Annotated in this window: 22 protein-coding genes; 8 read left to right on the top strand and 14 right to left on the bottom strand. The window is 70.4% G+C overall.

Annotation, left to right across the window (positions count from 1 at the left end; translation table 11 throughout):
- The first annotated feature begins 470 nt into the window (after positions 1-470).
- Positions 471-989, top strand: a complete 519-nt coding sequence (locus tag ACIQWR_RS39695) for a transglycosylase SLT domain-containing protein (RefSeq protein ID WP_404020477.1) — start codon at positions 471-473, stop codon at positions 987-989.
- Positions 990-1,063: 74 nt separating this feature from the next.
- On the opposite strand, the gene ACIQWR_RS39690 is transcribed toward ACIQWR_RS39695, so the two are convergent.
- The 4 genes from ACIQWR_RS39690 to ACIQWR_RS39675 all read right to left on the bottom strand — a co-directional run bounded on the left by ACIQWR_RS39690 (position 1,064) and on the right by ACIQWR_RS39675 (position 4,491).
- Positions 1,064-1,864: a M15 family metallopeptidase gene (locus tag ACIQWR_RS39690; RefSeq protein WP_404020474.1), complete on the bottom strand. Its 801-nt coding sequence runs from the start codon at positions 1,862-1,864 to the stop codon at positions 1,064-1,066.
- A gap of 60 nt (positions 1,865-1,924) precedes the next feature.
- Positions 1,925-2,659 carry an enoyl-CoA hydratase/isomerase family protein gene (locus ACIQWR_RS39685; protein ID WP_404020471.1) on the bottom strand — a complete coding sequence of 245 codons (735 nt, stop codon included), beginning with the start codon at positions 2,657-2,659 and terminating at the stop codon, positions 1,925-1,927.
- 188 nt (positions 2,660-2,847) lie between these two features.
- Positions 2,848-3,786, bottom strand: a complete 939-nt coding sequence (locus tag ACIQWR_RS39680) for a hypothetical protein (RefSeq protein WP_404020468.1) — start codon at positions 3,784-3,786, stop codon at positions 2,848-2,850.
- 60 nt (positions 3,787-3,846) lie between these two features.
- Positions 3,847-4,491: a hypothetical protein gene (locus tag ACIQWR_RS39675; RefSeq protein ID WP_404020466.1), complete on the bottom strand. Its 645-nt coding sequence runs from the start codon at positions 4,489-4,491 to the stop codon at positions 3,847-3,849.
- A gap of 289 nt (positions 4,492-4,780) precedes the next feature.
- On the opposite strand from ACIQWR_RS39675, the gene ACIQWR_RS39670 reads away from it, so the two are divergent.
- The 4 genes from ACIQWR_RS39670 (at position 4,781) to ACIQWR_RS39655 (ending at position 7,703) form a co-directional block, all read left to right on the top strand.
- The gene (locus ACIQWR_RS39670) at positions 4,781-4,972 is read left to right on the top strand and encodes a hypothetical protein (RefSeq protein WP_404020463.1); all 192 of its coding nucleotides are present in this window, start codon (positions 4,781-4,783) and stop codon (positions 4,970-4,972) included.
- Positions 4,973-5,060: 88 nt separating this feature from the next.
- Positions 5,061-6,446: an MFS transporter gene (locus ACIQWR_RS39665; protein ID WP_404020461.1), complete on the top strand. Its 1,386-nt coding sequence runs from the start codon at positions 5,061-5,063 to the stop codon at positions 6,444-6,446.
- 162 nt (positions 6,447-6,608) lie between these two features.
- Positions 6,609-7,298: a methyltransferase gene (locus ACIQWR_RS39660; RefSeq protein ID WP_404020458.1), complete on the top strand. Its 690-nt coding sequence runs from the start codon at positions 6,609-6,611 to the stop codon at positions 7,296-7,298.
- A 279-nt stretch (positions 7,299-7,577) separates the two neighbouring features.
- Positions 7,578-7,703 (top strand): hypothetical protein, encoded by a 126-nt coding sequence (locus ACIQWR_RS39655; protein WP_404020455.1) that lies wholly within the window; start codon positions 7,578-7,580, stop codon positions 7,701-7,703.
- Between the two features lie 163 nt (positions 7,704-7,866).
- On the opposite strand, the gene ACIQWR_RS39650 is transcribed toward ACIQWR_RS39655, so the two are convergent.
- The 5 genes from ACIQWR_RS39650 to ACIQWR_RS39630 form a co-directional block, all read right to left on the bottom strand.
- On the bottom strand, positions 7,867-8,832 hold the full coding sequence (locus ACIQWR_RS39650) for an SMP-30/gluconolactonase/LRE family protein (protein WP_404020452.1): 966 nt from the start codon (positions 8,830-8,832) through the stop codon (positions 7,867-7,869).
- A gap of 67 nt (positions 8,833-8,899) precedes the next feature.
- On the bottom strand, positions 8,900-9,784 hold the full coding sequence (locus tag ACIQWR_RS39645; RefSeq protein WP_404020449.1) for a helix-turn-helix domain-containing protein: 885 nt from the start codon (positions 9,782-9,784) through the stop codon (positions 8,900-8,902).
- 190 nt (positions 9,785-9,974) lie between these two features.
- Positions 9,975-10,634, bottom strand: a complete 660-nt coding sequence (locus ACIQWR_RS39640; protein ID WP_404020446.1) for a hypothetical protein — start codon at positions 10,632-10,634, stop codon at positions 9,975-9,977.
- 135 nt (positions 10,635-10,769) lie between these two features.
- Positions 10,770-12,023, bottom strand: a complete 1,254-nt coding sequence (locus ACIQWR_RS39635; protein ID WP_404020443.1) for an MFS transporter — start codon at positions 12,021-12,023, stop codon at positions 10,770-10,772.
- The gene (locus ACIQWR_RS39630) at positions 12,020-13,267 is read right to left on the bottom strand and encodes an acetyl-CoA carboxylase biotin carboxylase subunit family protein (RefSeq protein WP_404020440.1); all 1,248 of its coding nucleotides are present in this window, start codon (positions 13,265-13,267) and stop codon (positions 12,020-12,022) included. The genes ACIQWR_RS39635 and ACIQWR_RS39630 overlap by 4 nt, the downstream gene beginning before the upstream one ends.
- A gap of 155 nt (positions 13,268-13,422) precedes the next feature.
- Between ACIQWR_RS39630 and ACIQWR_RS39625 the strand changes: the two genes are divergently transcribed.
- Positions 13,423-14,847 carry a PLP-dependent aminotransferase family protein gene (locus ACIQWR_RS39625; RefSeq protein ID WP_404020437.1) on the top strand — a complete coding sequence of 475 codons (1,425 nt, stop codon included), beginning with the start codon at positions 13,423-13,425 and terminating at the stop codon, positions 14,845-14,847.
- Here ACIQWR_RS39625 and ACIQWR_RS39620 read toward each other — a convergent pair.
- The 3 genes from ACIQWR_RS39620 to ACIQWR_RS39610 form a co-directional block, all read right to left on the bottom strand.
- Complete coding sequence (locus tag ACIQWR_RS39620) at positions 14,840-16,186, bottom strand: hypothetical protein (RefSeq protein ID WP_404020434.1); 1,347 nt, start codon at positions 16,184-16,186, stop codon at positions 14,840-14,842. The two genes, ACIQWR_RS39625 and ACIQWR_RS39620, sit on opposite strands and share 8 nt — an antisense overlap.
- Positions 16,187-16,305: 119 nt before the next feature.
- Positions 16,306-17,049, bottom strand: coding sequence for a hypothetical protein (locus ACIQWR_RS39615; protein ID WP_404020431.1), 744 nt, complete (start codon positions 17,047-17,049; stop codon positions 16,306-16,308).
- Positions 17,046-17,690 carry a phenylalanine--tRNA ligase beta subunit-related protein gene (locus tag ACIQWR_RS39610; RefSeq protein ID WP_404020428.1) on the bottom strand — a complete coding sequence of 215 codons (645 nt, stop codon included), beginning with the start codon at positions 17,688-17,690 and terminating at the stop codon, positions 17,046-17,048. The genes ACIQWR_RS39615 and ACIQWR_RS39610 overlap by 4 nt, the downstream gene beginning before the upstream one ends.
- Positions 17,691-18,143: 453 nt before the next feature.
- Here ACIQWR_RS39610 and ACIQWR_RS39605 point away from each other — a divergent pair, with 453 nt between their 5' ends.
- Positions 18,144-18,440 (top strand): DUF1330 domain-containing protein, encoded by a 297-nt coding sequence (locus tag ACIQWR_RS39605; RefSeq protein WP_404020425.1) that lies wholly within the window; start codon positions 18,144-18,146, stop codon positions 18,438-18,440.
- A gap of 214 nt (positions 18,441-18,654) precedes the next feature.
- Positions 18,655-19,542: a PhzF family phenazine biosynthesis protein gene (locus ACIQWR_RS39600; protein WP_404020423.1), complete on the top strand. Its 888-nt coding sequence runs from the start codon at positions 18,655-18,657 to the stop codon at positions 19,540-19,542.
- A gap of 79 nt (positions 19,543-19,621) precedes the next feature.
- Here ACIQWR_RS39600 and ACIQWR_RS39595 read toward each other — a convergent pair whose 3' ends face one another.
- Both ACIQWR_RS39595 and ACIQWR_RS39590 read right to left on the bottom strand, forming a co-directional pair.
- The gene (locus tag ACIQWR_RS39595) at positions 19,622-20,149 is read right to left on the bottom strand and encodes a hypothetical protein (protein ID WP_404020421.1); all 528 of its coding nucleotides are present in this window, start codon (positions 20,147-20,149) and stop codon (positions 19,622-19,624) included.
- A 617-nt stretch (positions 20,150-20,766) separates the two neighbouring features.
- Positions 20,767-20,967 (bottom strand): hypothetical protein, encoded by a 201-nt coding sequence (locus tag ACIQWR_RS39590; protein WP_404020419.1) that lies wholly within the window; start codon positions 20,965-20,967, stop codon positions 20,767-20,769.
- Between the last annotated feature and the right edge of the window lie 91 nt (positions 20,968-21,058).

The raw sequence follows: 21,058 nt of genomic DNA, 5'->3' as shown, positions 1-21,058 counted from the left end.
CCGGCCCCCCCGCCCCCCCCCGCCGCCCGCCCCCCCCCGCCCCCCCGAGCGCCCCCACGCCCCCATGACCCCCCGACCCCACTGGGACCGGTCCCCGCGCCCGCCGATCGGACGCCCCCGATGGGCCCGTGGCGGGGGGACCCCGGATCGGGGCGGGACCCACGACCGGACCCTGCGACACGTGACGCCCGTCACAGGACCTTGGTCCCTTACTAAGGTCGGGAGGGGAGATCGTCCCGACCCCGAGCCCGCCCGGGACCAGGCGCTTCGCCCCCGCCGGTGCCCGACGCCGGACGGTGTCCGGCAGTCGCTCCACTACCACCCGTAGGAGCACTCGTGGCTTTGCCACGGTGCCCTTCCCCGGCTCACGGTGGGGAGGCCGCGGTGACCCGCGGCCCGCCGTGGGGCGGGTACGGATCCGTTCCGCACCCCTGCCGCCGCGTTCCCCGTCCCCGAACGAAGGCCGTTCCGTGTTCCGTACGCTGATCCGCCCCACGACCCGTACGAAGACCACCGCCGGCGCGCTCGTCGCGCTCTGCGCCGTCGGCGGTGTCCTCACCGCCTCCCCCGCACAGGCCGCCGCGTCCGTGCGCCCGACAGCGATCGTGCGGATGCACCCGGCGCTTCCCAAGGCCCGGCCCGCAGCGGCCCCGGACGCCACACCGACCACTGGCGGCCTGAACGCCTGGATCGACGAGGCCCTCACCGTCATGGCCCGGCACGGCATCCCCGGCTCCTACGCCGGTGTGGAGCGCAACATCATGCGGGAGTCCTCGGGCAACCGCGACGCCATCAACGAGACGGACTCCAACGCGGCGGCCGGCACACCGTCCGAGGGGCTGCTCCAGATCATCGCCCCGACGTTCTACGCGTACCACGTGAGCGGTACCAGCACGGACCCCTACGACCCCGTCGCAAACATCGTGGCCGCCTGCAACTACGCCGCGCACCGCTACGGCTCGATCGACAACGTCACCGGCGCCTACTGACCCGTCGTCCGGCTGGCCGGACCGGTACCGGCGGGCACCCTGAGCAGAAGGGGGCGAGCGGACCGTCGGATGGTTCAGTGCCCTGCTACCGACTCGTGCGCCACCGGGAAGTCGAAGTACGTGTCGGGGTACGTCTCCGGCTTGTAGGTGAAGTGCCACCACTCCTCGGGCAGGTTCACGAAGCCCCCAGCGGCCAGGGTGCTCTTCAGGAGCTGCCGGTTCGCCTTCTGGGTACCCTGGATCTGCGGGTTGTCGGTATGCGACAGGGTGTCGAAGCAGTCGAACCCCGTCCCCATGTCCACCGAATCGTCGGGTCGCCGCTCGTCCTGCGCCGCGTAACAAGGCCCGGCCGGTCGTACCGACCCCTCCTTCGGCTCCGGAGAGCCCAGCTTTACGATCGTCACGTCGACCGTGCCGGCCCTGCTGTGGCCCGATTTCGCGGCGATGTAACCGTCCGCGAACAGCCGGTCCTTGGCAACACGCGGGTAGAACTCCTCCTTCATCCGGTGGTCCTTGAGGTCTTCGGCCCACCGCACGAAGTCGTCAACGGCGCGCTGCGGCCGGTAACAGTCGTACACCTTCAGTGAATAGCCCTGCGGCAGCAACCGCTCCTGAGCCCGGTGCAGCGCCTCGGCCGCGGGCTTCGCGAGAATGCAGACGGGCTGTTGATAGCCGTCGACGCGCCTTCCCATGAAATTGATCTTCGTGGTGTAGCGCATGTCCTGAATGATCGAGTGATCGACAGAACTCAGCGCGACGATGTCCTTCGGGGCCCTGGGCGCTGGTGCGGCCTGGGCGAGAGGGGCGAAAGCCCCTGCGGCCAGGGCCGCGCCAGCCGCGCCGGCCGCGATGATGACGAGCCTTCTCTTCTTCATGTCACCCTCCACCGATCAGAGAAATGGGCAGCCCGTAACACGTCCACCGGGCCGCGGCCTTCAGCGGGGAGCGAAGGCGCTGCTGCCGACGACCTCCTTGAAGAGGGCGCACTCAAGGGCCAGGCCGTCGGCCAACGGCATGCCGGCGCCGTCGTGGACCGCCTGTTTGGCGGCGACGAGCGCCGCCACGGGATGCCGAACCAGGGCCGCGCACCAATCGATGGCCTGCTGCTTGAAGCCGGCGGTGGGCAGGACGGCGTTGACGATGCCCAGCCGGTGGGCTTCCTCAGCCTGCACCACGCGTCCGGTCAGGATCATCTCCGCCGCGCGACCGCTGCCGATCAGGCGCGGCAGGCGCTGGGTTCCACCTCCGTTGGGGATCACGCCGTAGCGGATCTCGGGCTGGCTGAAGTGCGAACGGTCGGAGGCGATCCGCAGGGTGCAGGCGAGCGCGGTCTCCAGCCCGCTGCCCCAGGCGCGGCCGTCGACGGCGGCCACGGTGGGCTGCGGTACGGAGGCGAGCAGGTCCAGGCAGCGCTGCCAGACCCCCTCCTCGGACGGGGGCGCCCAGCCACCGGCGGCCCGCCGCAGGATGGAGGGGTCGGCGTGCTTGATGAAGATCCCGTCGAGACCGCTGGCCAGCATGATGACGCTCACCTCGGCGCGGCGATCCGCCAAGGACTCCAGGTGAGTGGCCAGTTCCTCCAGGGACGGCAGGTCGAGCTGGTTGTCGGGCGCCCGGGTGAACGTGAGCACCGCGATGTTGTGGTGGATCCGAGCGGACCACGAAGCCATGGTCTCCCCCTCTTGGTTGGCACGGCCGGGAGGGACATCCGCACGGCCGGACCTCGGTCCGGTGCGGTGCGGTGTCGGACTCACCTTCGCGGCGGCCCGGGGCGCACATCACGGCCACGGAGGCAGACGCTCGCCCCGTGAAGGGTGCTCGATCGGCGGTCCTTTCGGGCTTGCCGGCGACCCGGGGCCTAATAGAGCGCGTCGGCCTTGCCACCGGCGTCGGAGACGTTGATTTTCTGGAAGACCAGCCCGCCGATAGTGACGAACACTTTACGAACATCGTCATGTTCAATATTGAACCCGTGCTCCGAAGCGGCCCTGAGGACGCCGACGGTGTACAGCAGGTAATTCGATGTCGAAGTGGTGACAGGCAGCATTCCGGTAGCCGCGTCGGTTCGCACCAAATCACCCATGCACTGCTCTATCACCTGACCATGATCCACCTGTGACCCAATTACATGCCGAGCCCCCCGACTCGCAGACAATTTAAGCAGTTCACGCACATCTTCTCGCCCGATGACATTATTGCAGGCCGGGTGGCCCAATAGGCCGGACAGTGCACTATCAACATCCGGCGGAAGTCCATTCCGCATTTCCCGCTTCAGCTTCTCCTCCTCCAGATGCGCCATCACGTCAATCTCGATTATTTTATCCCGATCCCTTTCGAGGACGCGAAGCGCTTCCCGCTCCCTGGCGAGCGCGGCCTCATTCAGAGCACCGATCCCGCTTCCTGTCGACTCCCCACGACTGGCGTAATTAAACGATTGCGCCTCATATACGTCAATCTTATTGGATACTTCCCGCAAGTTCCTCTCGAATGTCTCCTCACACTGATCTCGAATCCTCTTTATCTCGCCCTCACCCCGGAGCCTCTCACCGTCCAGCACATCCGAATCCTCCACATCGGAATCAAGGGTAAGCAGGCTCCTCCGAGCCACAATTGTCCGTATGAGGCTATTCAATTCACTCGTAATCCTTAGGCTTCTGTCTCCAGCCTCCTTGAGGCGTAGCTCGCCACTACTGATGCGGGCCTGGATATTTTGCACGAGATTACCAGCCGCCGACACATTCGCATCGCTTGCATCTTGTTGGAGCATCTCTCTACATGCCCTGAGTTCCTCTACCACCCTGCCGCGATCCTGCGATCCCGCATTTCCCATGACATACCCTCACTTCGATCAAAAAATTTAACTCGAACGCGCCGGATGAACCACAAGATCTGCGATCAAAAGAATCTCGGCCAGCAGCTCTTCACCATCTACGAGTGCCTCATCCGCCTCACTTTCCTCGTTCGCCTCGATCACCCGGGCGAAGTGGGCATCGGCGACCAGGGCCACGATTTCCTGAGAGTAATCCGGTATCCATTGAGCCGTGCGCTCGGCCACCTTTTCGTTGATGTCGGCCCAGATCAGTTCACGGTCCTCGGGGGTCGAATCGCCGAGTTCGCCGAGTACGGCGACGTAGATGGCGTTCGTCTCGTCCAGTGCGGAAAACTCCGACTGGGCCTCACACAGCTGCCACTGCTCGGGAGGCGTGCTGCGAGAAGTGGCCCAGGCCCAGTCCGTACTCCCTGGGAGCGGGCGGACCCAGCAGGTCTCCTGCCACACCGCGGTCACCGCGGCCCGGAGCGCTTCACGGTACGAGTCCTCGTTCTCGCCGTAGAAATCGGAGAAATCACGAACCAGATCGTCGAACGAGGGAAGGGCGTCGGAACAGTCCTCTTGCACCACACTCCGCATTTCGCCGACATCAAGGCAGTCGCAGAGCTTCGCGCTCACCCCTTCCAAGCCTGAGAAGAGCGCATCATATTTCGAAGATTCCAAGACCAGCATCTTGTCGCTCCATCATTGCGAACGAAGTTCGTATTCAATGGACCTTATCCTGATCAGTCCGCCGCATTCGGGTGGAGCATGCCACCTCATGGGGCACCATCCGGTGCCCCAAAAAACACCTGTCGGCGCACGGCTACCCCCGGCCGTTCCACCGGTCGGGGGGGTGAGATGCCGGGCGAACCGGCGGAGCATCGACAGCAGTGCGGGATGTCCTGCGAGGAGCCGGACCAACGGGCCGAACCGGCCCCCTCCGGCGACGGACGCCCGCGAGCCGAAGAGGAGCTCGATCATGCGGAACTTCATCCACCGGGGACGCACCACGACTGTCGCGACGGCGGCCCGGGGCACCGCTTCCACTCCCGACGCGCTGGATCCCGTAAGCCGGTTCCTCGCCGACCTCGGCCATTTCCTGATGACGCCCTGCCCGGTGACCGAGGACGACCGCGCGGATGCGGAGCGAGCCGGTCGCGGCATCGGCTGACAGCTGACGGCTGACGGCTGACGGCTGACGGCTGACGGCCGGAACCGCCGGTGAGCGCGTCCGGACCACCGAAGGACAGGTACCGCAGATGACTCCGTCACCCACGACCGAACACGTCCCGACGATCGGCCCGCCCGCCGTCGGCCCGCCCGCCGTCGGCCCGGACCGCACCCGTGAGCGGCGACGGCTGAACACGAGGCTGAAGCTGGCCACCCAAATGGGCCAGGGCATCGACGGCTACGTCATCGGTGGCATGGGGATGGCGATGGGGGCGATCACCGCTGACCTGCACCTGTCGCCGTTGACGGAGGGGCTCGTCGGGGCCTCTCCGCTCATCGGCATCTTCCTCGGCGGCCCCGTCTTCGGGCGGCTCGCCGACCGGTTCGGACGCCGCCCGGTCTTCCTCGTGGACATGCTGATCTTCCTGGTCGGGTCGGTGCTCCAGTTCTTCGTCGCGGACGGCCTCCAGCTGTTCCTGATCCGTCTGGTGATGGGCGTGGCGATCGGCTGCGAGTACGCGATCGGCGCACCGCTGCTGTCGGAGTACGCGCCGCGCCGAGGACGCGGTCGGCTGCTGGCCAGCCTCGAAATCAGCTGGTACGGCGGCTACGCGCTGGCGACGGTCGTGGGAGCGCTGTTCTCGGAGGTCGACGAGGGCTGGCGCTGGTCGCTCTCCAGCAGTGCCGTGATCGCCGTGGTCTGCCTCGCCCTGCGGGGTGGAATCCCGGAGTCCGCCCGCTGGCTGCTGAGCCGGGGACACCGGGAGGAGGCCGAGGCGCTGATCGAGAAGTACGGCATCGAGATCGACGTGTCCGCGGAGTTGGACGACCGCGCCGGCTCGCACCGGGCCGGCTTCCGGGCCCTGTTCAGCCGCCGGCACGTCCGGAGCACGGTGTTCGCGAGCTTCTTCTGGGCGGCCCTGGTACTGCCGTACTTCGCCATCGGGACCTTCTGGACCCAGGTGTTCGCGGCATTGGACATGGGCGGCAACGCGGTCGCGGCGGCGCTCGTCTACGCCTTCACCGCGGTGGCGGGTGTCACCGCGGGCTGCCTGGTCGTGGACCGCATCGGGCGCCGCAAGCTGCTCATACCGCCGTTCTGGATCACGGCGGGCTGCCTCGCGCTCGTGGCCGTATGGCCCACGTGCACCCCGGTCGTCGTCGGCGGCTTCCTCTTCTTCATCTTCCTGAACGCCGCCTCCAGTTCACTGACCGCCGTCTACCCCCTGGAGGTCTTCCCGACGTCACTGCGCAGTACGGGCGTCGGCTTCGCCACGGCGATGAGCCGCGTGGGCGCGGCCGTCGGCACCTTCCTGCTGCCGATGGGCCTGGCCCGCTTCGGCGTGGAGTTCGTGCTGCTGGTCGGAGCGGGGGTCCTCGCCGCCGGCGGGCTCGTGTCGCAGATGCTGGCGCCCGAGACCACCAACATGGATCTCGTCGCGGCGGCGCGTGCCGCGCGCGGCGGGGACGCCTGACTGCGCACCGGGACCCCAGTACGGCGCGATCGGTTCATGGACGGGTGCCGGACCTGTCTGATCGTGGGGGGGGGTGCGCCGACGTGAACAACTGGAGCGCGGGCCCCCATTTCGAGGCAAAGAAATGATCGTCCTTCTATTCCCGCATTCTTCGACCGCTCCATGGCGGCGAGTTCACGCATGTTCGGGCCGCTCCCCGACCACCCCGTGATCACCGAGGCGGCCCGGGCGCCCGCCCCCGGGACCATCGTGGACGTGGCCGGCGGCAACGGCGAACTCCTCGGCCACCTCCACAGCGCGCACCCCGCGCTGCGCGGCACGCTCCGGGAGCGCCCCCACGCCGTCGCGGCGGCCCGCCGTTCACGGGAGGCAATGGGCTGCGCGGACCGCTGCGACTGCCACAGCGGCCATTTCGCCGACGTGCCCCACGGCGATGACGTCTACGTCCTGTCCCGCGTCCTGCACGACTGGGACGACGAGCGGTGCCGCGAGATCCTGCGGCACCGCGCCCGCGCGATGCCCGCACACGCCGATCTGCTGATCGTCGAGCGGCTCCTGCCCACCGACGGCTCCTCCTCCTCTCTGACCACGGGCTGGGACCTCCACATGCGGTGCAACGTCGGCGGCCGCGAACGCAGCTTCGATCAGCTCGAAGATCTGGCCCGCTGGGGGCCGAGGTCGGCGATGCGTGCGCAGGCCGTCAGGGAGCGGCCCGCTGGCTGGTCGAGTGCACTTGGAACCGTGGGAGAACCGGCCGACTCCCCGCGGGCCGGTCCTACCGGGCGAGCGGGTCGACCGTGGCTCCGTCGATGCGCCGGCCAGCCTCGGCCGCGTGCGCGGGACATGCCGTGATCACGCCACCCGCCCGATCCGTGACTCGATGCGTGATCAGCTCCGCGCACGGCTGATCCAAGAGGTCGTACGGCCAACAACGGCCGCACGCAGGGAAGTGGAACCAGCTCACCCCGCCGCTGCTGACGATGGTCGGACCATGGTCAGGGCAGATGCCCCACGGGATCGCGCACAACGGCGCGACGTCTGGAACTGCGTCCGGACACGGCACCGTCATACCCAGCAGTGTGCCCGACCCCCCACGACCACACCGCTCAACCCACCCGAGACACTGGGCACATGAACCGCCGCACCGAGCGTCCGCCCCGCCCGTTCAGCCAGGCCGGCACCGGCAGCAGCGACCGCGCGGCTGCCCACTCCGTGTCCGTCCTGTCCGACGGATACCGGCCCATCCGGTCGGGATGATCAGCCGCGTTGCCGTGCTCATGCGCGAGGCAAACACACGATGGTGCGGCCGAGATGAACTGGACGGGCTCGGACGCGTACAGCAAGGACACCAGGGCCTCCCGGCACGGCTCGGTCAGATTCGCTGATGCGTCCACGCGCGCCGAACGAGGGAGGCGGGGCCTCAGTTCCTCAGGTCGGTGAGGAGGAGGTTGGGGTCCTTGGCGGTGAGGTAGGCGGCGCTCGGGACGTAGGCGGTGTGGGCGTGCAGCGCGATGGAGGTCGGGCCTTGGAGGCCGTCGGCGGCGGTCAGGACGGTGGTGTGGGTGCCGTCGTGCTGGACGAGGGCGACCTCGTTGACGGTGTTGAGGGCGGCGATGATCTGGTCGCCGCGGCCGGTGAAGGCGAAGTCGTCGATGCCGGCCAGGCCCGTAGCGGTGATCCGGGCGATGCCGGGGCGACCGTCGGCGCGGATCGGGATGCGGACGATGGTGCCCTTGTCGAGGTTGGTGGCCCACACCGCCCCGTTGTGGAGCTTCAGGCCGTTGGCACCGAGAAAGCCGGCCGGCGCCAGGGCCGGGTCGGTGGACCAGGCGGTCGCGGCGCCGCCGCCGGCCGGCACGCGCCAGATGGTGCCGAGGGCGGAGTCTGTGACGTACAGGGTGCGGCTGCGGGCGTCCAGGGCCAGGCCGTTGGGCAGCCCGGCCGCGGGCAGCGCGGCGATGCGCCGCGGTCGGCCGCCCGGGGGCAGGCGCCACACGCCGGTCAGGTCGTCGGTGCCGGTGGCGTACAGGAAGTACAGGGTGCCGTCGTGGGCGCGGACGATGCCGGTGGTGAGGGGGAAGCCCAGTGCCGGGGTGTGGACGCCGCCGTCGGCGGGCGCGGGCAGGGTGGCCAGGATCCGTACGGCACCGTCGCGGGAGACCGCGGCGATTTGGCGGGCCTTGGCGAAGGTGACGTACGCGGTGCCGTCGGGGGCCAAGGCCAGGTTCTCCGGTGTCTGGCCCTTGGCCAGGTCGAAGTGCACGGCGGTCCGCGTGTAGCCGAGCGGGGCGGAGGCGGCTGAGGCGGGGGCCGGAGCGGCCATCGCGAACGCGGCGGCGGCAACGACGGCGGCCGTCACGGCGGCCTTGGAGAGTTTGGTGAACACGGGGTTCCTTCACTGTTTTCGGGCATGCGGCAGCGACACGCCGACGCAAGAGGGTGGGTGGGGTGAGTCAGCTGGCGTTGAACCGGCTGTCCGAGGGGGCCGGGGTGGGGCGGGTGATGGCCTGGGTGAGGAGATCCAGCGCGGCCCGCGAGGGGGAACCGGCCGTCGTGGTGGCCACCACGACGCTGGGGCCCGGCCCCTGGCTCAGGGTCTGCTGAGTGGCCGTCAGTGAACCGACCAGCGGATGGCACATCTCGTAGTCGGCGACCGTACAGGTCTTGACCCTGTGGTCGGCCCACATCGAGGCGAAGTCCTCGCTCTTCGCGCTGAGCTCACCCAGCAGGGTGTGCAGTGCGGTGTCGTGCGGATGTCGGCCCGCCACCAGGCGCAGGTTCCCGACGACCGCCCTGGCCTTGCTCGGCCAGTCCGCATACAGGTCACGGGTATGGGCGTCGAGGAATACCAGCCTGGCCATGTTGGGGCGTTCCGCCGGTTCGTCCGGTGCGGCGGGGTCGAGGTGTCCGGCGAACAGCGCGTGACCCAGCCGGTTCCACGCCAGGACGTCGCTACGCCGGCCGAGCACGATCGCGGGAACGCCCGCGAGGGCGTCCAGCAGCTGGGCGGTCGGCTCCGTCACGCGCTCCGGAGCTGGGCGCCGCCGGCTTCGGGAGGTGGTCGGCCGGGCCAGGTCGTGCAGGTGCAGGCGCTCGGCGTCATCCAGCCGCAGTGCCCGGGCGATCGCCTCCAGCACCTCCGGCGAGGCGTTCAGTGAGTGCCCCTGTTCCAGTCGGGCGTAATAGGAGGCGCTCACCCCCGCCAGCAGCGCCAGCTCCTCGCGCCGCAGCCCCGGCACGCGCCGCCGTTCCCCGTAGGTCGCCACCCCGACCTCGTCAGGGCGCAGCTGGGAGCGTCGCGTACGGAGGAAGTCCCCCAGCTGTGATGTCCCGTTCATGGCTCCGAGTATGAGTCGACGCGCGGCGCGCAGCCTCTCCCTGCCGTGGAGAGGCACCAGAGGGTCCGGCTCCCGTGGTCCGGCCGCGCGCAGACCCCGCGAGCCGTGCGCGTGCCGCGTCGAACCGCCGCATCGAAGCCGCGCTCTCACCCCGTCCCGGTCAGGGCGTGTTCGGCGGCGCCGGAGGTGCTCAGACGAAGCGCTTGATCTTGGGGAACTTCGCGGTGGTGTCGACGTAGTACTTACGGACCAGCGGGCCGAAGCCGCTCTCCTCGCCGAGGATCATCGACGTGACGACCCCCAGGCTCTTCACCGCGGTGAAATCCTCCGGCTTCGTCTCGGACTCCCCCGCGACCAGCGCCTTCCACGCCGCCCGGGACTCCGGCGTGGCGCTGACGTCCGGGTCGAGGCCCAGGTAGTAGACGCGTTCGTCGGCGTCCTTCCCGACGGCCAGGAAGACGATCACGTGGAATCCGGTGGTGAACTTGCTCTTGGCCCCGCCCACGTGGTCGGCCGGACCGTTCACGTACACGGCGCGCTCGGACTTCAGGGCCGTGTCGATGCCGGCCCACGCGGCCGAGGCGCTGAGGACCGAGCCGAGGTCGCCGGGCGTGAAGAGCCCGTCCTTCCCGGGGCTCAGCAGAGCGCCGACCTCCTTGGCGCGGCCTTGGCAGTTACTGTCCATCATCTTTCCGAACGCGGAGTCGACCGGCATCTGCAGCCAGCACCTGAGGCGCTCAAGGCCGGTGCTGCCCGCCGTCTCGTCAATCGCCTTCGCGATGCGGTCCCTGATGTCCTTGAGCGCCGGCGTGGGCTTGTCGCCGGCCTGAACGTACGCCTGCTCGATCACGAAGCATCCCCCCGAGTCCGGGCTCCACTTGGACCCCACCATGACGCACGGAGCGTACCGACGAAGGAGCGGAGCGTGAAGACCCCGGGACGACCGACACCGTCTCGCAAGCGGCCGAATCCGCACGGCGTGGCCCTAGCTTCGCTCCGGGGAGGGCGGCATGCCGATGAAGGCGGCGAGGGCGGCGAGGGCGGCCACGGCCCCGCAGGCGAGCCATACGGTGTCGCCCATCAGGGCCCACGCGGCGACGCCCGCCGCGGGGCCCACGGCGGAGCCGACACCGAACATCGCCTGGGAGGCGCCGAGGTACCGGCTCCGGTTCTCGGGCGCCGCGGCCAGCGCGGGGTAGGCGGTCATGGTCGGGGAACCGATGATCTCGCCGACCGACCACACCACCGTGGCGGCCACGAGACCGGCGACGCCCCACGGCAGCGCGTAGGCGGCGAGGCCGCCGCCTACGGCGAGGATTCCGGTGATGGTGGCGATCCTGGCGGGCCAGTGCTGCACCTTCCGGGTCACCACCAGCTCGCACACGATGACGATCAGGCCGTTGACGGCGACGAGGACGCCGTAGACGAAGATGTCGAGTCCGCGCTCCCGCACCGCGAGCGGGAGCGTCGACAGGTACTGGGTGTAGACCGCGGAGAAGCCGAGGATGGCGAGCAGGAACAGTACGAAGCTCCGGTCGCCCAGCACGGCCCGGTAGCCGCCCGGCCCCTCGTGCGCCCCCCGCTCCGGGGCCGCCTTCGCCCCGGCCGGGCCGGCGGCCGCGGGCCGGGGCCGGTCGCGCGGCAGGAGCCGGGCGCCCAGTACGGCGACGCCCAGGGCGGCGGCCGCCTCCGCCCAGAACAGCAGGGTGTACGAGTGGGCGACCAGGGCGGCGCCGATGAGCGGCGCCGCGGTGGTCCCGATGTTGGTGGCGAGGCGGTACATGGCGAAGACCATGACGCGCCGCTCCTCGCTGGTGAATCGGCTGACCAGCTCCGCCGAGGCGGGCCGGTAGACCTGGCTCGCCGCGCCGGTGCCCGCGGCGAGCAGCAGCATCACCGGGTACGACCCGGCGTACAGGAAGGCCGCCGTGAGGGCCGCGTTGGCCGTCATCGAGGAGACGATCGAGGCCCGGACGCCGATCCGTCCGACCAGCCAGCCGCCGAGGAGGATCCCCGCCACCGCGCCCGCTCCGTGCGCGGCGAGCGCGAACCCCGCCCGCACCTCGGGGAATCCACCGGCGACCAGGTAGAGCACCAGGAACACCTGGAGGAAGCCACCGAGCCGGTTCACCATGATGCCGGCGATCGCCGCCTTCACCGGCAGGGGCGCCTCGCGCCAGGTGAGTACGACGCCGGCCGCTTCGGCATCGCCCGTACGGGTCGCCCCCTCCACGCTCATCGCGGGGCCAGGACCGGCTCGGCCGCTTCCAGAAGCACCGCGTCCTCGGCGGCGTCGAGGGTCGCCAGGCAGCCCTCGGCGGTGTCGGCGCAGGCCACGAGCATGGCGTACCGGCCGGTGTGCGAGGCGGGCGGGAGTTCGAGGACGTGCCCGGGCTGTGCGACCACGCGGGCGATCCCGATGCCCTCGGGCAGCCGGTCGCGGTCGATGGTGACGCGGCCGACGACGGTCTCCACCTCGGGGTAGAGGAAGCGCACGGCGGCGGCGCCACTGCGCGCGGAGCCCTGCTCGGGGCGCTCGCCGAGCGAGAGGCGGGCGGCCGCCAGGCCCGCGTCCCAGCCGGTGGCCAGCAACCCGAGGTAGGAGATGAAGTCGCCGCCGCTGCGGGCGTTGACCTCCACCAGGGCGGGGCCGCGCGCGGTCAGGCGCCACTCCGAGTGGGTCCAGCCGCGGGTGATGCCGACGGCGGCGTGCACCGTGGTCAGGGCGCGCAGCAGCTCCTGGTCGGCCAGCAGCGGGTCGGCGGCGTCGACGCAGTGACCCACTTCCTCGAAGTTGGGCGGCGGGCTCAGTTCCTTGCGGGCGACGAAGAGCGGGGTCACCTCACCGTCCCAGATCAGGGCGTCGACGCTGATCTCCGGGCCGTCCAGGTACTCCTCGATGAGCACGGGCCGGTCGAAGCGCTCGCGCACCTCGACCATGGTCGTCCCCCGGATGGCGGGGAAGACCGCGGCCAGCTCGTCGGGGGTGCGGGCCATGCGCGTGCCCGTACTGCCCACGAGCGCCCGGGGCTTGACCACGACCGGGTATCCCGTCTCCGCGGCCGCCCCGTACGCCTCGGTGAGGGTGGACACGGGGGTGGAGCGGGCCTGCGGGCCGTCGACCCCGGCCACCGCGAGGCGGGTCAGGTGCTTGTCGCGGCAGGTCAGTACGGCCTGCGGGCTCAGCCCCGGGAGCCCCAGCGCGGCGGCCACCTTGGCCGCCGGAAGGATCCGGGTCTCGTCCCAGCACAGGATCGCGTCCGGGGCCACGGGCCGGGTCGCCTCGATCATGCCGTCGGCGTCCAGGGTGTCGACGCGCGTGTGCCCGGTGATGAACGGCGCCTCCCAGCCGACCTCGCGGTCGGAGAAGAGCCAGATCCGGTGGTCCCGTGCCACGGACTCCAGCAGGTGACCACGGGTCTCCTGGTCCATGGGGCTGATCAGCACCAGCAGCGGGGACGAGGACGGGGACGACGAGGGCATGGCACGTAGACCTTTCGGCGGGGTGTATCGGCTGGTCAGTCTGCTGATCAGGCACGTTGCCCGCCAGGCCAGTTGACCGGCTCGCCACCGGACCAATCCGGATCCGGCTGTAAATTCGCCATGACCGCTACAAACAGTAATATTGGGGGGACAACATGACGTGGCACGTCATACTGGAAGTACGCCGCGACAGCCCGGAGCCACTCGGCTCCCAGATCGCCGACCAGCTGCGCAGACAGGTGGAGCAGGGCCAGCTGACGCCCCGCTCCAGACTGCCCTCCAGCCGCCAGCTCGCCCAGGACCTGGACGTATCGCGCAGTGTCGTGGTGGAGGTGTACGAAAAGCTCACCGGAGAGGGTCTGCTGGAGTCGGTCCGCGGTTCCGGCACGCGGGTGGCGGCCCACGCCGACACCCGGATCAGGAAGCCCGTGGTGCTGGTCGACCGGGCGATCCCGTCGGTGCGGTTCAACCTGCTGCCGGGCACGCCCAATCCGGCCACCTTCCCGCATCGCGAATGGATGGCTTCCTACCAGCGGGCCGTGACCACCGCCCGCTACCAGGGACTCGGCTATCCGCCGCTGCTCGGCGTCGAACCGCTGCGTACGGAGCTGGTCGCGTATCTCGGCAGGGTCCGCGGTGTGCTGGGGCACCCGGACAACACCATGGTGACGGGCGGGTTCGCCCACGCACTGGGCCTGATCTGCGCGGCGCTGAGCGCGCTGGGCATCGACAGGCTGGCGGTCGAGGACCCGAGCCATGACCGGCAGCGCCAGTTCGTCGAGGAGAACGGGATCCGGACGCTGGCGGTGCCGGTGGGGCCGGAGGGGGTGGAGATCGAGCAGCTCTACGCCAGCCGGGTGCGGGCCGTCCTGGTCACGCCCTCGCACCAGTTCCCGCTCGGCGTACCCATGTCGCCCAACCGCCGGCAGGAGCTCGTGCGGTGGGCACGGGACACCGACGGCTGGATCATCGAGGACGACTACGACGGCGGGCTGTGGCTGGAGCACCGCGGCCGTCATCTGGCGCTCCAGCCCGCCGACCCCGAGCGGGTCATCTACGCCGGCACGGCGAGCAAACTCCTGGCTCCCGGACTGCGGTTGGGCTGGCTGGTGCTGCCACCGGCGCTGACCTCGATGATGGAGACGATCCGGGTCCGGCGCGACCTGGGCGGCGACGGCCTCATGCAGCTGGCGTTCGCGGACTTCCTGCGCAGCGGCCTGCTCGACGGGCACCTGCGCAAGATGCGCACGCGCTACCGGGCCCAGCACGGCATGCTGACGCAGGCCGTGGAGCGGTACCTGCCGGCCGCGACCCTGGTCGGACCCGTCGCCGGACTGCACGTCGTCGCCTCGCTGCCGCCCAGGACCGACGAGGCGCGCCTGGTCGCCGAGGCGCTCCGGCAGTCCGTCCTGGTCAAGGGCAGCGGGGCGTACTACGACGATCCGGCGACGGCCCGGCCCGGGCTGGTACTGGGGTACACGGCCCTGGGCCGGTCGGGCATCTCCGAGGCGGTCCGGCGCCTCGGGGAGGTGTACGCGGGGCAGTCCGACGGGACGCGCCCGACGGCCCCCGTCAGTTGAAGGGGGAGAGCGCCGGACGGGACCGGATCCAGGGGCTGAGGACGGTGCTCTGTCCGAAGCGGTGCTGCGGAAGCAGCGACCGGTCCGCGTCGAACAACCGGTCCTGGTAGAAGCTCCGCAGGTACGGGGCTCCCGAGGTGCCGCCCGAACCCGTGGTCTCCGTGGGCAGGTAGCGCAGCGCGACCCCGTAGTGGATCTTCCGCCAGGCGAACAGTTCTTGGTCGAGGCGGTGGGCCGCATCCAGCACCCGCCGCCCCTCCTCCTGCTCCGGCACCCACCGCAGCAGCTCCCGCAGTGGTTCGAAGTCCGGGTTCTGGTGCATCAGGACGTAGGCGTTCTCCGTGGCCTCGGCGAGCGCTTCGGTCTTCTCCGGGTGGACCCCGAGCAGGTGGATGTGCAGCAGCTGGGTGGGGAAGGCCTGGACGGCGCTGGCGTCGCCCGTCGCCTCTCGGAAACCCTGGAAGTGCTCCACCGGCATCGTCCTGCGCATGACGAGCAGGGCCTCGGTCTGGGCCGCGGCCAGGTCCGCCGCGCGCCCCAGGCACTCGGCGGCGTACTCCCACCGCCCGCCGCGCAGCCACTCCGCGGCGGACATCACCCGGGCGAGCACCCCCCACGTGGTGGCCTCGACGAGGTGGATCACCCGCAGGAAGGTGATCTCGTCGTGCTGCGTGGTCTGCGGCAGCACGGCCAGGTGCTCCAGGACGTTGGCGGGGCCCTGCGGCGTGAGCACGTAGTCCCGCCAGTGGCGCGGCGGTTCGGGCGCGGCGGCGCGCAGCGCGGGCGCGCGGCCGTTGGTCAGGGAGACCAGCGACCCGAGCCGTGCGATGCGCTCGGTCAGCTGCGCGTCGGAGGGCAGGGCGTCCTGTGCCCACTTCTCCGTTCCGTCGAGGGTGCGCTGTTCGTACGCGCGCCAGCTCTCGGCGGTGGCGCGGATCGTCTGCCAGCAGGCCCGCTCGACGGCCCCGTCCGGAGCGTGGCTGCGGGTGCCGAGCAGGTGGTTGAGGAGGCGTACGTTGCCGTAGGGCTGGTAGCGCTTGCCGCGCCGGTCCAGCGGGCCGCCGCCGCGCGAGGCGACCTCCTGGGGCGCCTCGCCCTCGGGGAGGGCCAGCTTCCACTCGGCCTGGAAGACGAGTTCGGCGAAGCGGAGCATCGTGTATTCGCTGCGGTTGAGCCGGCCCCGGTCGAGGGCGAGGAGGACGGCCACGTCCTCGTACGCCTCGGCCATCCAGGCGCGCAACGCGGGGTCGAGCTGGTCACGCCCCACGGCGCGGGCGTTGCCGATGTAGTCGGTCAGGTCGAAATCGAGTACGGCGCGCAGAGTAGCGGTGGTGCGCATCGCGCAGTTCCCCCCAGATCGCTGGTGGCGCTGATGAGTTGCATGGTGCGGCGGAGTCGCGGGGCTGCGGAGTCGTGGAGTCGCGGGGCTGCGGTCCCGCGGTCCGGCGGTCCCGCGGGTCACTCGGAGAGGGCCGCCGCCGAACACGGAACGTTCTCTCCGCACGTCGGGAGCCGGTCCAGGACCTCCAGGCGGCTCTCGGTCTCGGCCGCCAGTGCCCTCGCCGTGTCGGCGAAGTGGTCTTCCAGCTCGTCCGGGGTGCAGGCCGGACGGCTCCCCTGGTGACTCCCTTGGTGGCTCCCTCGCGCGTGCGGTCCCCCGGCCGCACACGACGTCCCCTCGGCCCGCGTCACCATGGGCAGTGCCAGCCAGGCCTCGCCGAGCCGGTCGTTGACGAACGAGGCCGCGGCCCGTGCGGCGGCCATGTGCCGCTGCGGGTAGGGGCCGACGACGTCGGTCGCGCCCACCATCAGCAGCTCGGCGACCCGCACGGAGTCGAACTCGCCGTGCGTCGACGGGAATGCCGACGGGTACGCGGTGGCTACGGCTTCGAGCTGATGGGCCAGCGAGGCCAGTGCCCCGACATCCGCGGGCCGGTAGAAGTGGGTGGCCTGCAGGGTGCACCCCGCTGCGGTGAACCGGGCCACGACGGACCGCTGTTGCTCGGGGGCGCCCGGGACGCGGACGTAAACCCCGCCGACGTACTGGCGCTGCCAGCGGGCCGCGGCCGCGCAGACGTCCGGATGCCCGCCCGCCTCCGGCTCGCCGACGCAGATCAGGATGCGCCGCTGGTGCCGACTGGGCAGGGGTTCCTGCGCGAGTTCTTCGTAACCGGCGGCCGAGAATCCGGGCGCGCCGGTCACAGTCTCACCTGCAGCACGTCGGGGGCGGCTCCGGCGTCCTCAAGGAGATCGCGCAGCAGCCCTACGGCGCCGTCGAAGTCCTCGGCGTCCAGTCCGGGTGCGTCGTACACGGTGAAGACCAGGTGCCGGGAGTCCTTGGTGACGCTGGTCCGGCGGTCGGGTCCCTGGAGGACGGAGGCGACGATCGCGGCCCCGTCCCGGACGACGGGCTCGTCCTGGGCACAGGTGATGGTGGAGCGGAAGCCGGCGAAGGTCTCGCCCCGCACCGCCCAGTCGAAGTGCAGGTCGCCTTCGATGGCGTCGGCGTCCTGGACGCCCATCAGTACGCCGCTGGTCAGCTCGGCGTACAGCAGGGCATCGACGGCCGGCCCGATCACGGGCAGTCCCTTGCGGCGGGCCGTGGCGATCTGGCCGGGCAGCGGGCAGGTCACGCCGTGGGCGTCGAACCACCGGGCGTAGACCTCGGCGACCGCCGACGCGCGCTCGAAGACGTCGTCGGACCGTGACGCCAGTTCCTGGCGCCGCAGTTCGAGCAGGGTACCGAGAGCCGCGGTGTCCACCGCCGCCACGACGGCGGCGAACCGGGTCGGCCCGGCCCCTCCGGACGGCCTCTTGCCTGCGCTCAGTGCTGGGGCTTTCAAAGGGGGTACTCCCGTTTCGCTTGCTGGGCGCATCTCGCTTGATCATTCGAACAGCCAGAAGCGGTCCCCCCAAGTCCACCGGAGAGGGTGCGGTCCAGACCATTCCCACTATGTGGACGACGGCATCCATCAGGTTCCTGAAGGTGCGCTGTCAGGTTGCCGACCCGTACCGCCCGTACATCGATCAGGGGGGTATTGCCGCGCAGTTCGAAGGCGGTCCGGACGAGGTGATGCGTCGCGGGCCGGTCCTGTGCGGGGTGGCCAAGGTGGCGGCGGAGGTGATGCTCATAGACTTCGCCGGGACGCGAACCGGCCGCCGCGGGTGGCAGAGTCGAGCCGGGCCGGGCCGGGTCAGTGCGTCCTCACACATGCCCGGTGCTCCGTCGCCGGGTTGGAGCGATCCGGGCATCGATTTCGAAGTCGGACATGTCCGGCCGAACACAGGGGGTTTCCATGGCCAAGGGCTACTGGGTCAGTGTCTACCGCACCATTTCCGATCCGGAGAAGCTGACTGCCTACGACGAGCTGGCCGGTCCGGCCGTCCGAGCTGGAGGCGGGCGGCTCCTGTCGTCCCGTGACAGTCGAGTCGTCGCCCACGAAGCCGGAAACACGCAACGCGTCATTCTGATCGAGTTCGACAGCCTCGAACAGGCTGTCGCGGCGTATGAGAGCGAGGCGTACCAGAAGGCGCTGGTGGTCCTCGCCGACGGCGCCGAGCGCGACTTCCGCATCATCGAAGGCATCGGCTGACCGACGGGCTCAAGGCTCGGCCATCGCTGAGCATCCGTCACCTGCATACGTACACGGTGTCGAACGACGACTCTCGCCGATGTCCGGGACGGATCGCCGCGCTGATGGCGTTGCGGCCCAGCCCCGCTATCGGCTGATGCCGTTCGCGATCGCCGGTTCGTCGAGCGCGAGTCGAGCGTGAGTCGAGCGTGGGTCGAGCGTGAAAGGTGGGCCGATGTCCTGGCCGGATGTCACGGTGGTCGATGCGTGCGTGCGGCGCGACGGCCGGGGCGGTAGTCCCACGGCCGTCACCGACGACGACCCGGCGGCGACGGACGCGGACCGGCGTGCGGTCGCCGCCGCGGCCGGCACCTCGCACGTGGTGTTCCTCGGCCCGGGGCGGACGCCGGACGGTGGCTGGCCGGTGCGGTTCTTCACCGCCACCGGCGAACTGTCCGGCTGCGGCCACGGGACCGTTGCCGCGCAGGCCGTCCGGCTGACCCGCACCGCGCGGGGCGAGCTGAACGACCGCCAACACACCGGCGGGCGCACCTTCGAGACCGCCGCGATCCGCCGCCCCGCCGGAATCGAGGTGTGGTTCGACCAAGGCCTCGTCGCGCTGCGCCACCCGGCGCCGGACGAGCGCGCCGCGCCCGGGCTCACCGCCGACGATCCGCATCCGACCGACGCGCCACGGATCGCCGCGCCCGGCGCGCCACGCATGCTCGTGCCCGTCCGCGACCGGTCGGCGCTGCTCCGAGTCCGCCCACACCTCGGCAGGCGGACAGCGGCATGCCAGCGGTACGGACTCCTCGGCTGTTTCGTGTACGTACCGCCGGTGGGCGACCGACCGGGTGCGGCCCGGATGTTCGCGCCGGCGATCGGCGTCGACGAGGACGTCGCCAATGCCAACAGCACCGGCTGCCTGGCCGCCCACCTGCTCGACACGACAGGGGCGCGGACGGTCGCGATCGAGGTGGAGCAGGGCGACACCCTCGGTCGACCGGCCAGCGTGCTCGCTTCGGCCCGACGCGGGCCGGCCGGCATCACGACCCGGGTCGGCGGGTTGGCGGTGGTCCGCGACGGACACTGGGACGGCGACCGGACCGTCCTCGATGCGTAGCAGACGAGGTGTCCTTCGGCCATCGGGCCGTCGCGGACCAGGGCGGCGAGCCTTGATGGCGACCCTGCTTTTCCCAGCATCAGCCGCGTCGCCCGGGCTTGGTCTTCGCCCGCACGCGGTCGCGGAGCTCGGCCTGGTAGAAGGCGGCCTTGTCACCGCCCAGCCCTGAGGACTCGCAGATCTCCGCCACGGTTTCGGCGTCTTCCGCAGTGCCCGTGAGCCCGATGTGGAGAAGGCGCCAGAACCCCTCCCGAACCTGCTGCCCGCACCTCTCGCCCAGGCCCGGGCCTGGCGAGGTCTGCTGATCGTCGCCGGAGCCCGCAGCCACGAACCACAAGGTCTGCAGCAGCACCTTCCGGGCCAGTGTCGAGAGGTCACCCGCCAGCGCGGCCATGATCACGCCGACAGCCGGCGGAGTGCACTCGAAGATGATCGTGCTCTCCTCGACGTGACCATCGAGGGTGTATCCGATCATGTCCCGGGGCGTCTCAGCCGTGACGATCGCCTCGATCAGAAGAGGCACATGCTCCGCAGAGCCGCCGCAGCCGCACTCCAACGAAGCCCAGTCGACCCGTCGCAACTCTGCGCGTACCAGTTCACTGACCACCGCTCAGACCCCCTCAAGCGCAGCATGTTCGGCGGAGCTAATCCTCCGCTCCTGCGCAAGCGGCTCCTCCTGATCGCGGCCGGCCGCCGACCCTAACCTCTGGCGCCTCGGGTCTGGCGGTCCAGGAACTCGATCAGGCGCGTCTCCGAACGGAGAACCCGTTCGCGCTGCTCGGGGGTGAGAGACATGAGGAGGTCGACCAGTACTCGCTTTCGCGGGACGTACACCATGTTGCCGGAGTAGATCCGGCAAGTGGAACACCAGGCAAGTCCGATGCACCGCTCGAACATCGAGGACTCGGGCGGATAGAAGCGGTACTGGTACGAGCAGACGGGTATTCCGCAGGTGTCGCAGACGCGTCGATCGCCGTCGGGGACCGTGTCCCAGATCACGACCTTTCGCCAATGCTGCCGCCCGGCCGGTGCTCTTCAAGTCGTCATGCCGAGCATCTTCGCGCACGGAGATCCACCTGGCACGGCTCCGGGTAGAACTCCGGGCAGAACTCCGGCCCGCTGGAGACCTACGAGTTGACGTGCCTGCTGCGGCCGGGCCGGCCCCGCCAGCAGCCAGGATCTCGTGCCGCCCGGCAATCCTGACCGGCGCCGGGGCCGCTGCCGTCACGTCAGGACCGCGGCGAGGGCGCCGGTGATGACGGCGGCCAGGGTCAGGAACGCCGCGAACGCGGCGGCGGCGCGCAGGCAGGCGGCGGGGTAGGTGGCGTCGTCGAGGCGGGCGAGCTTCCCGGCCACCGCGGCGACGATGAGGGCGGTGATCAGGATCAGGCAGATGGCGAACAGCGCCACGGTCAGAGCGGACATGTCGAACTCCCGGGAGGTGCGGATCGGTTGATGGGCCAACCGTCTCGAATCGGGTGTGCGACGGGGTTCGGCCGGGCGAAGATGAACAATG

Origin of the sequence: Streptomyces sp. NPDC098789, from assembly GCF_044759975.1 — a bacterium.
Taxonomy (GTDB): Bacteria; Actinomycetota; Actinomycetes; order Streptomycetales; family Streptomycetaceae; genus Streptomyces.
The sequence above is the reverse complement of the archived record's forward strand: the minus strand, read 5'-3'. Positions and strand labels throughout refer to the sequence as shown.

Coding starts and splice junctions, on each gene's coding strand:
- ACIQWR_RS39690 (WP_404020474.1), bottom strand. CDS start 1,864: ATGAAGAAGAGAAGGCTCGTCATCATCGCGGCCGGCGCGGCTGGCGCG.
- ACIQWR_RS39685 (WP_404020471.1), bottom strand. CDS start 2,659: ATGGCTTCGTGGTCCGCTCGGATCCACCACAACATCGCGGTGCTCACG.
- ACIQWR_RS39675 (WP_404020466.1), bottom strand. CDS start 4,491: ATGCTGGTCTTGGAATCTTCGAAATATGATGCGCTCTTCTCAGGCTTG.
- ACIQWR_RS39670 (WP_404020463.1), top strand. CDS start 4,781: ATGCGGAACTTCATCCACCGGGGACGCACCACGACTGTCGCGACGGCG.
- ACIQWR_RS39665 (WP_404020461.1), top strand. CDS start 5,061: ATGACTCCGTCACCCACGACCGAACACGTCCCGACGATCGGCCCGCCC.
- ACIQWR_RS39660 (WP_404020458.1), top strand. CDS start 6,609: ATGGCGGCGAGTTCACGCATGTTCGGGCCGCTCCCCGACCACCCCGTG.
- ACIQWR_RS39655 (WP_404020455.1), top strand. CDS start 7,578: ATGAACCGCCGCACCGAGCGTCCGCCCCGCCCGTTCAGCCAGGCCGGC.
- ACIQWR_RS39645 (WP_404020449.1), bottom strand. CDS start 9,784: ATGAACGGGACATCACAGCTGGGGGACTTCCTCCGTACGCGACGCTCC.
- ACIQWR_RS39635 (WP_404020443.1), bottom strand. CDS start 12,023: ATGAGCGTGGAGGGGGCGACCCGTACGGGCGATGCCGAAGCGGCCGGC.
- ACIQWR_RS39630 (WP_404020440.1), bottom strand. CDS start 13,267: ATGCCCTCGTCGTCCCCGTCCTCGTCCCCGCTGCTGGTGCTGATCAGC.
- ACIQWR_RS39625 (WP_404020437.1), top strand. CDS start 13,423: ATGACGTGGCACGTCATACTGGAAGTACGCCGCGACAGCCCGGAGCCA.
- ACIQWR_RS39620 (WP_404020434.1), bottom strand. CDS start 16,186: ATGCGCACCACCGCTACTCTGCGCGCCGTACTCGATTTCGACCTGACC.
- ACIQWR_RS39605 (WP_404020425.1), top strand. CDS start 18,144: ATGGCCAAGGGCTACTGGGTCAGTGTCTACCGCACCATTTCCGATCCG.
- ACIQWR_RS39600 (WP_404020423.1), top strand. CDS start 18,655: ATGTCCTGGCCGGATGTCACGGTGGTCGATGCGTGCGTGCGGCGCGAC.
- ACIQWR_RS39590 (WP_404020419.1), bottom strand. CDS start 20,967: ATGTCCGCTCTGACCGTGGCGCTGTTCGCCATCTGCCTGATCCTGATC.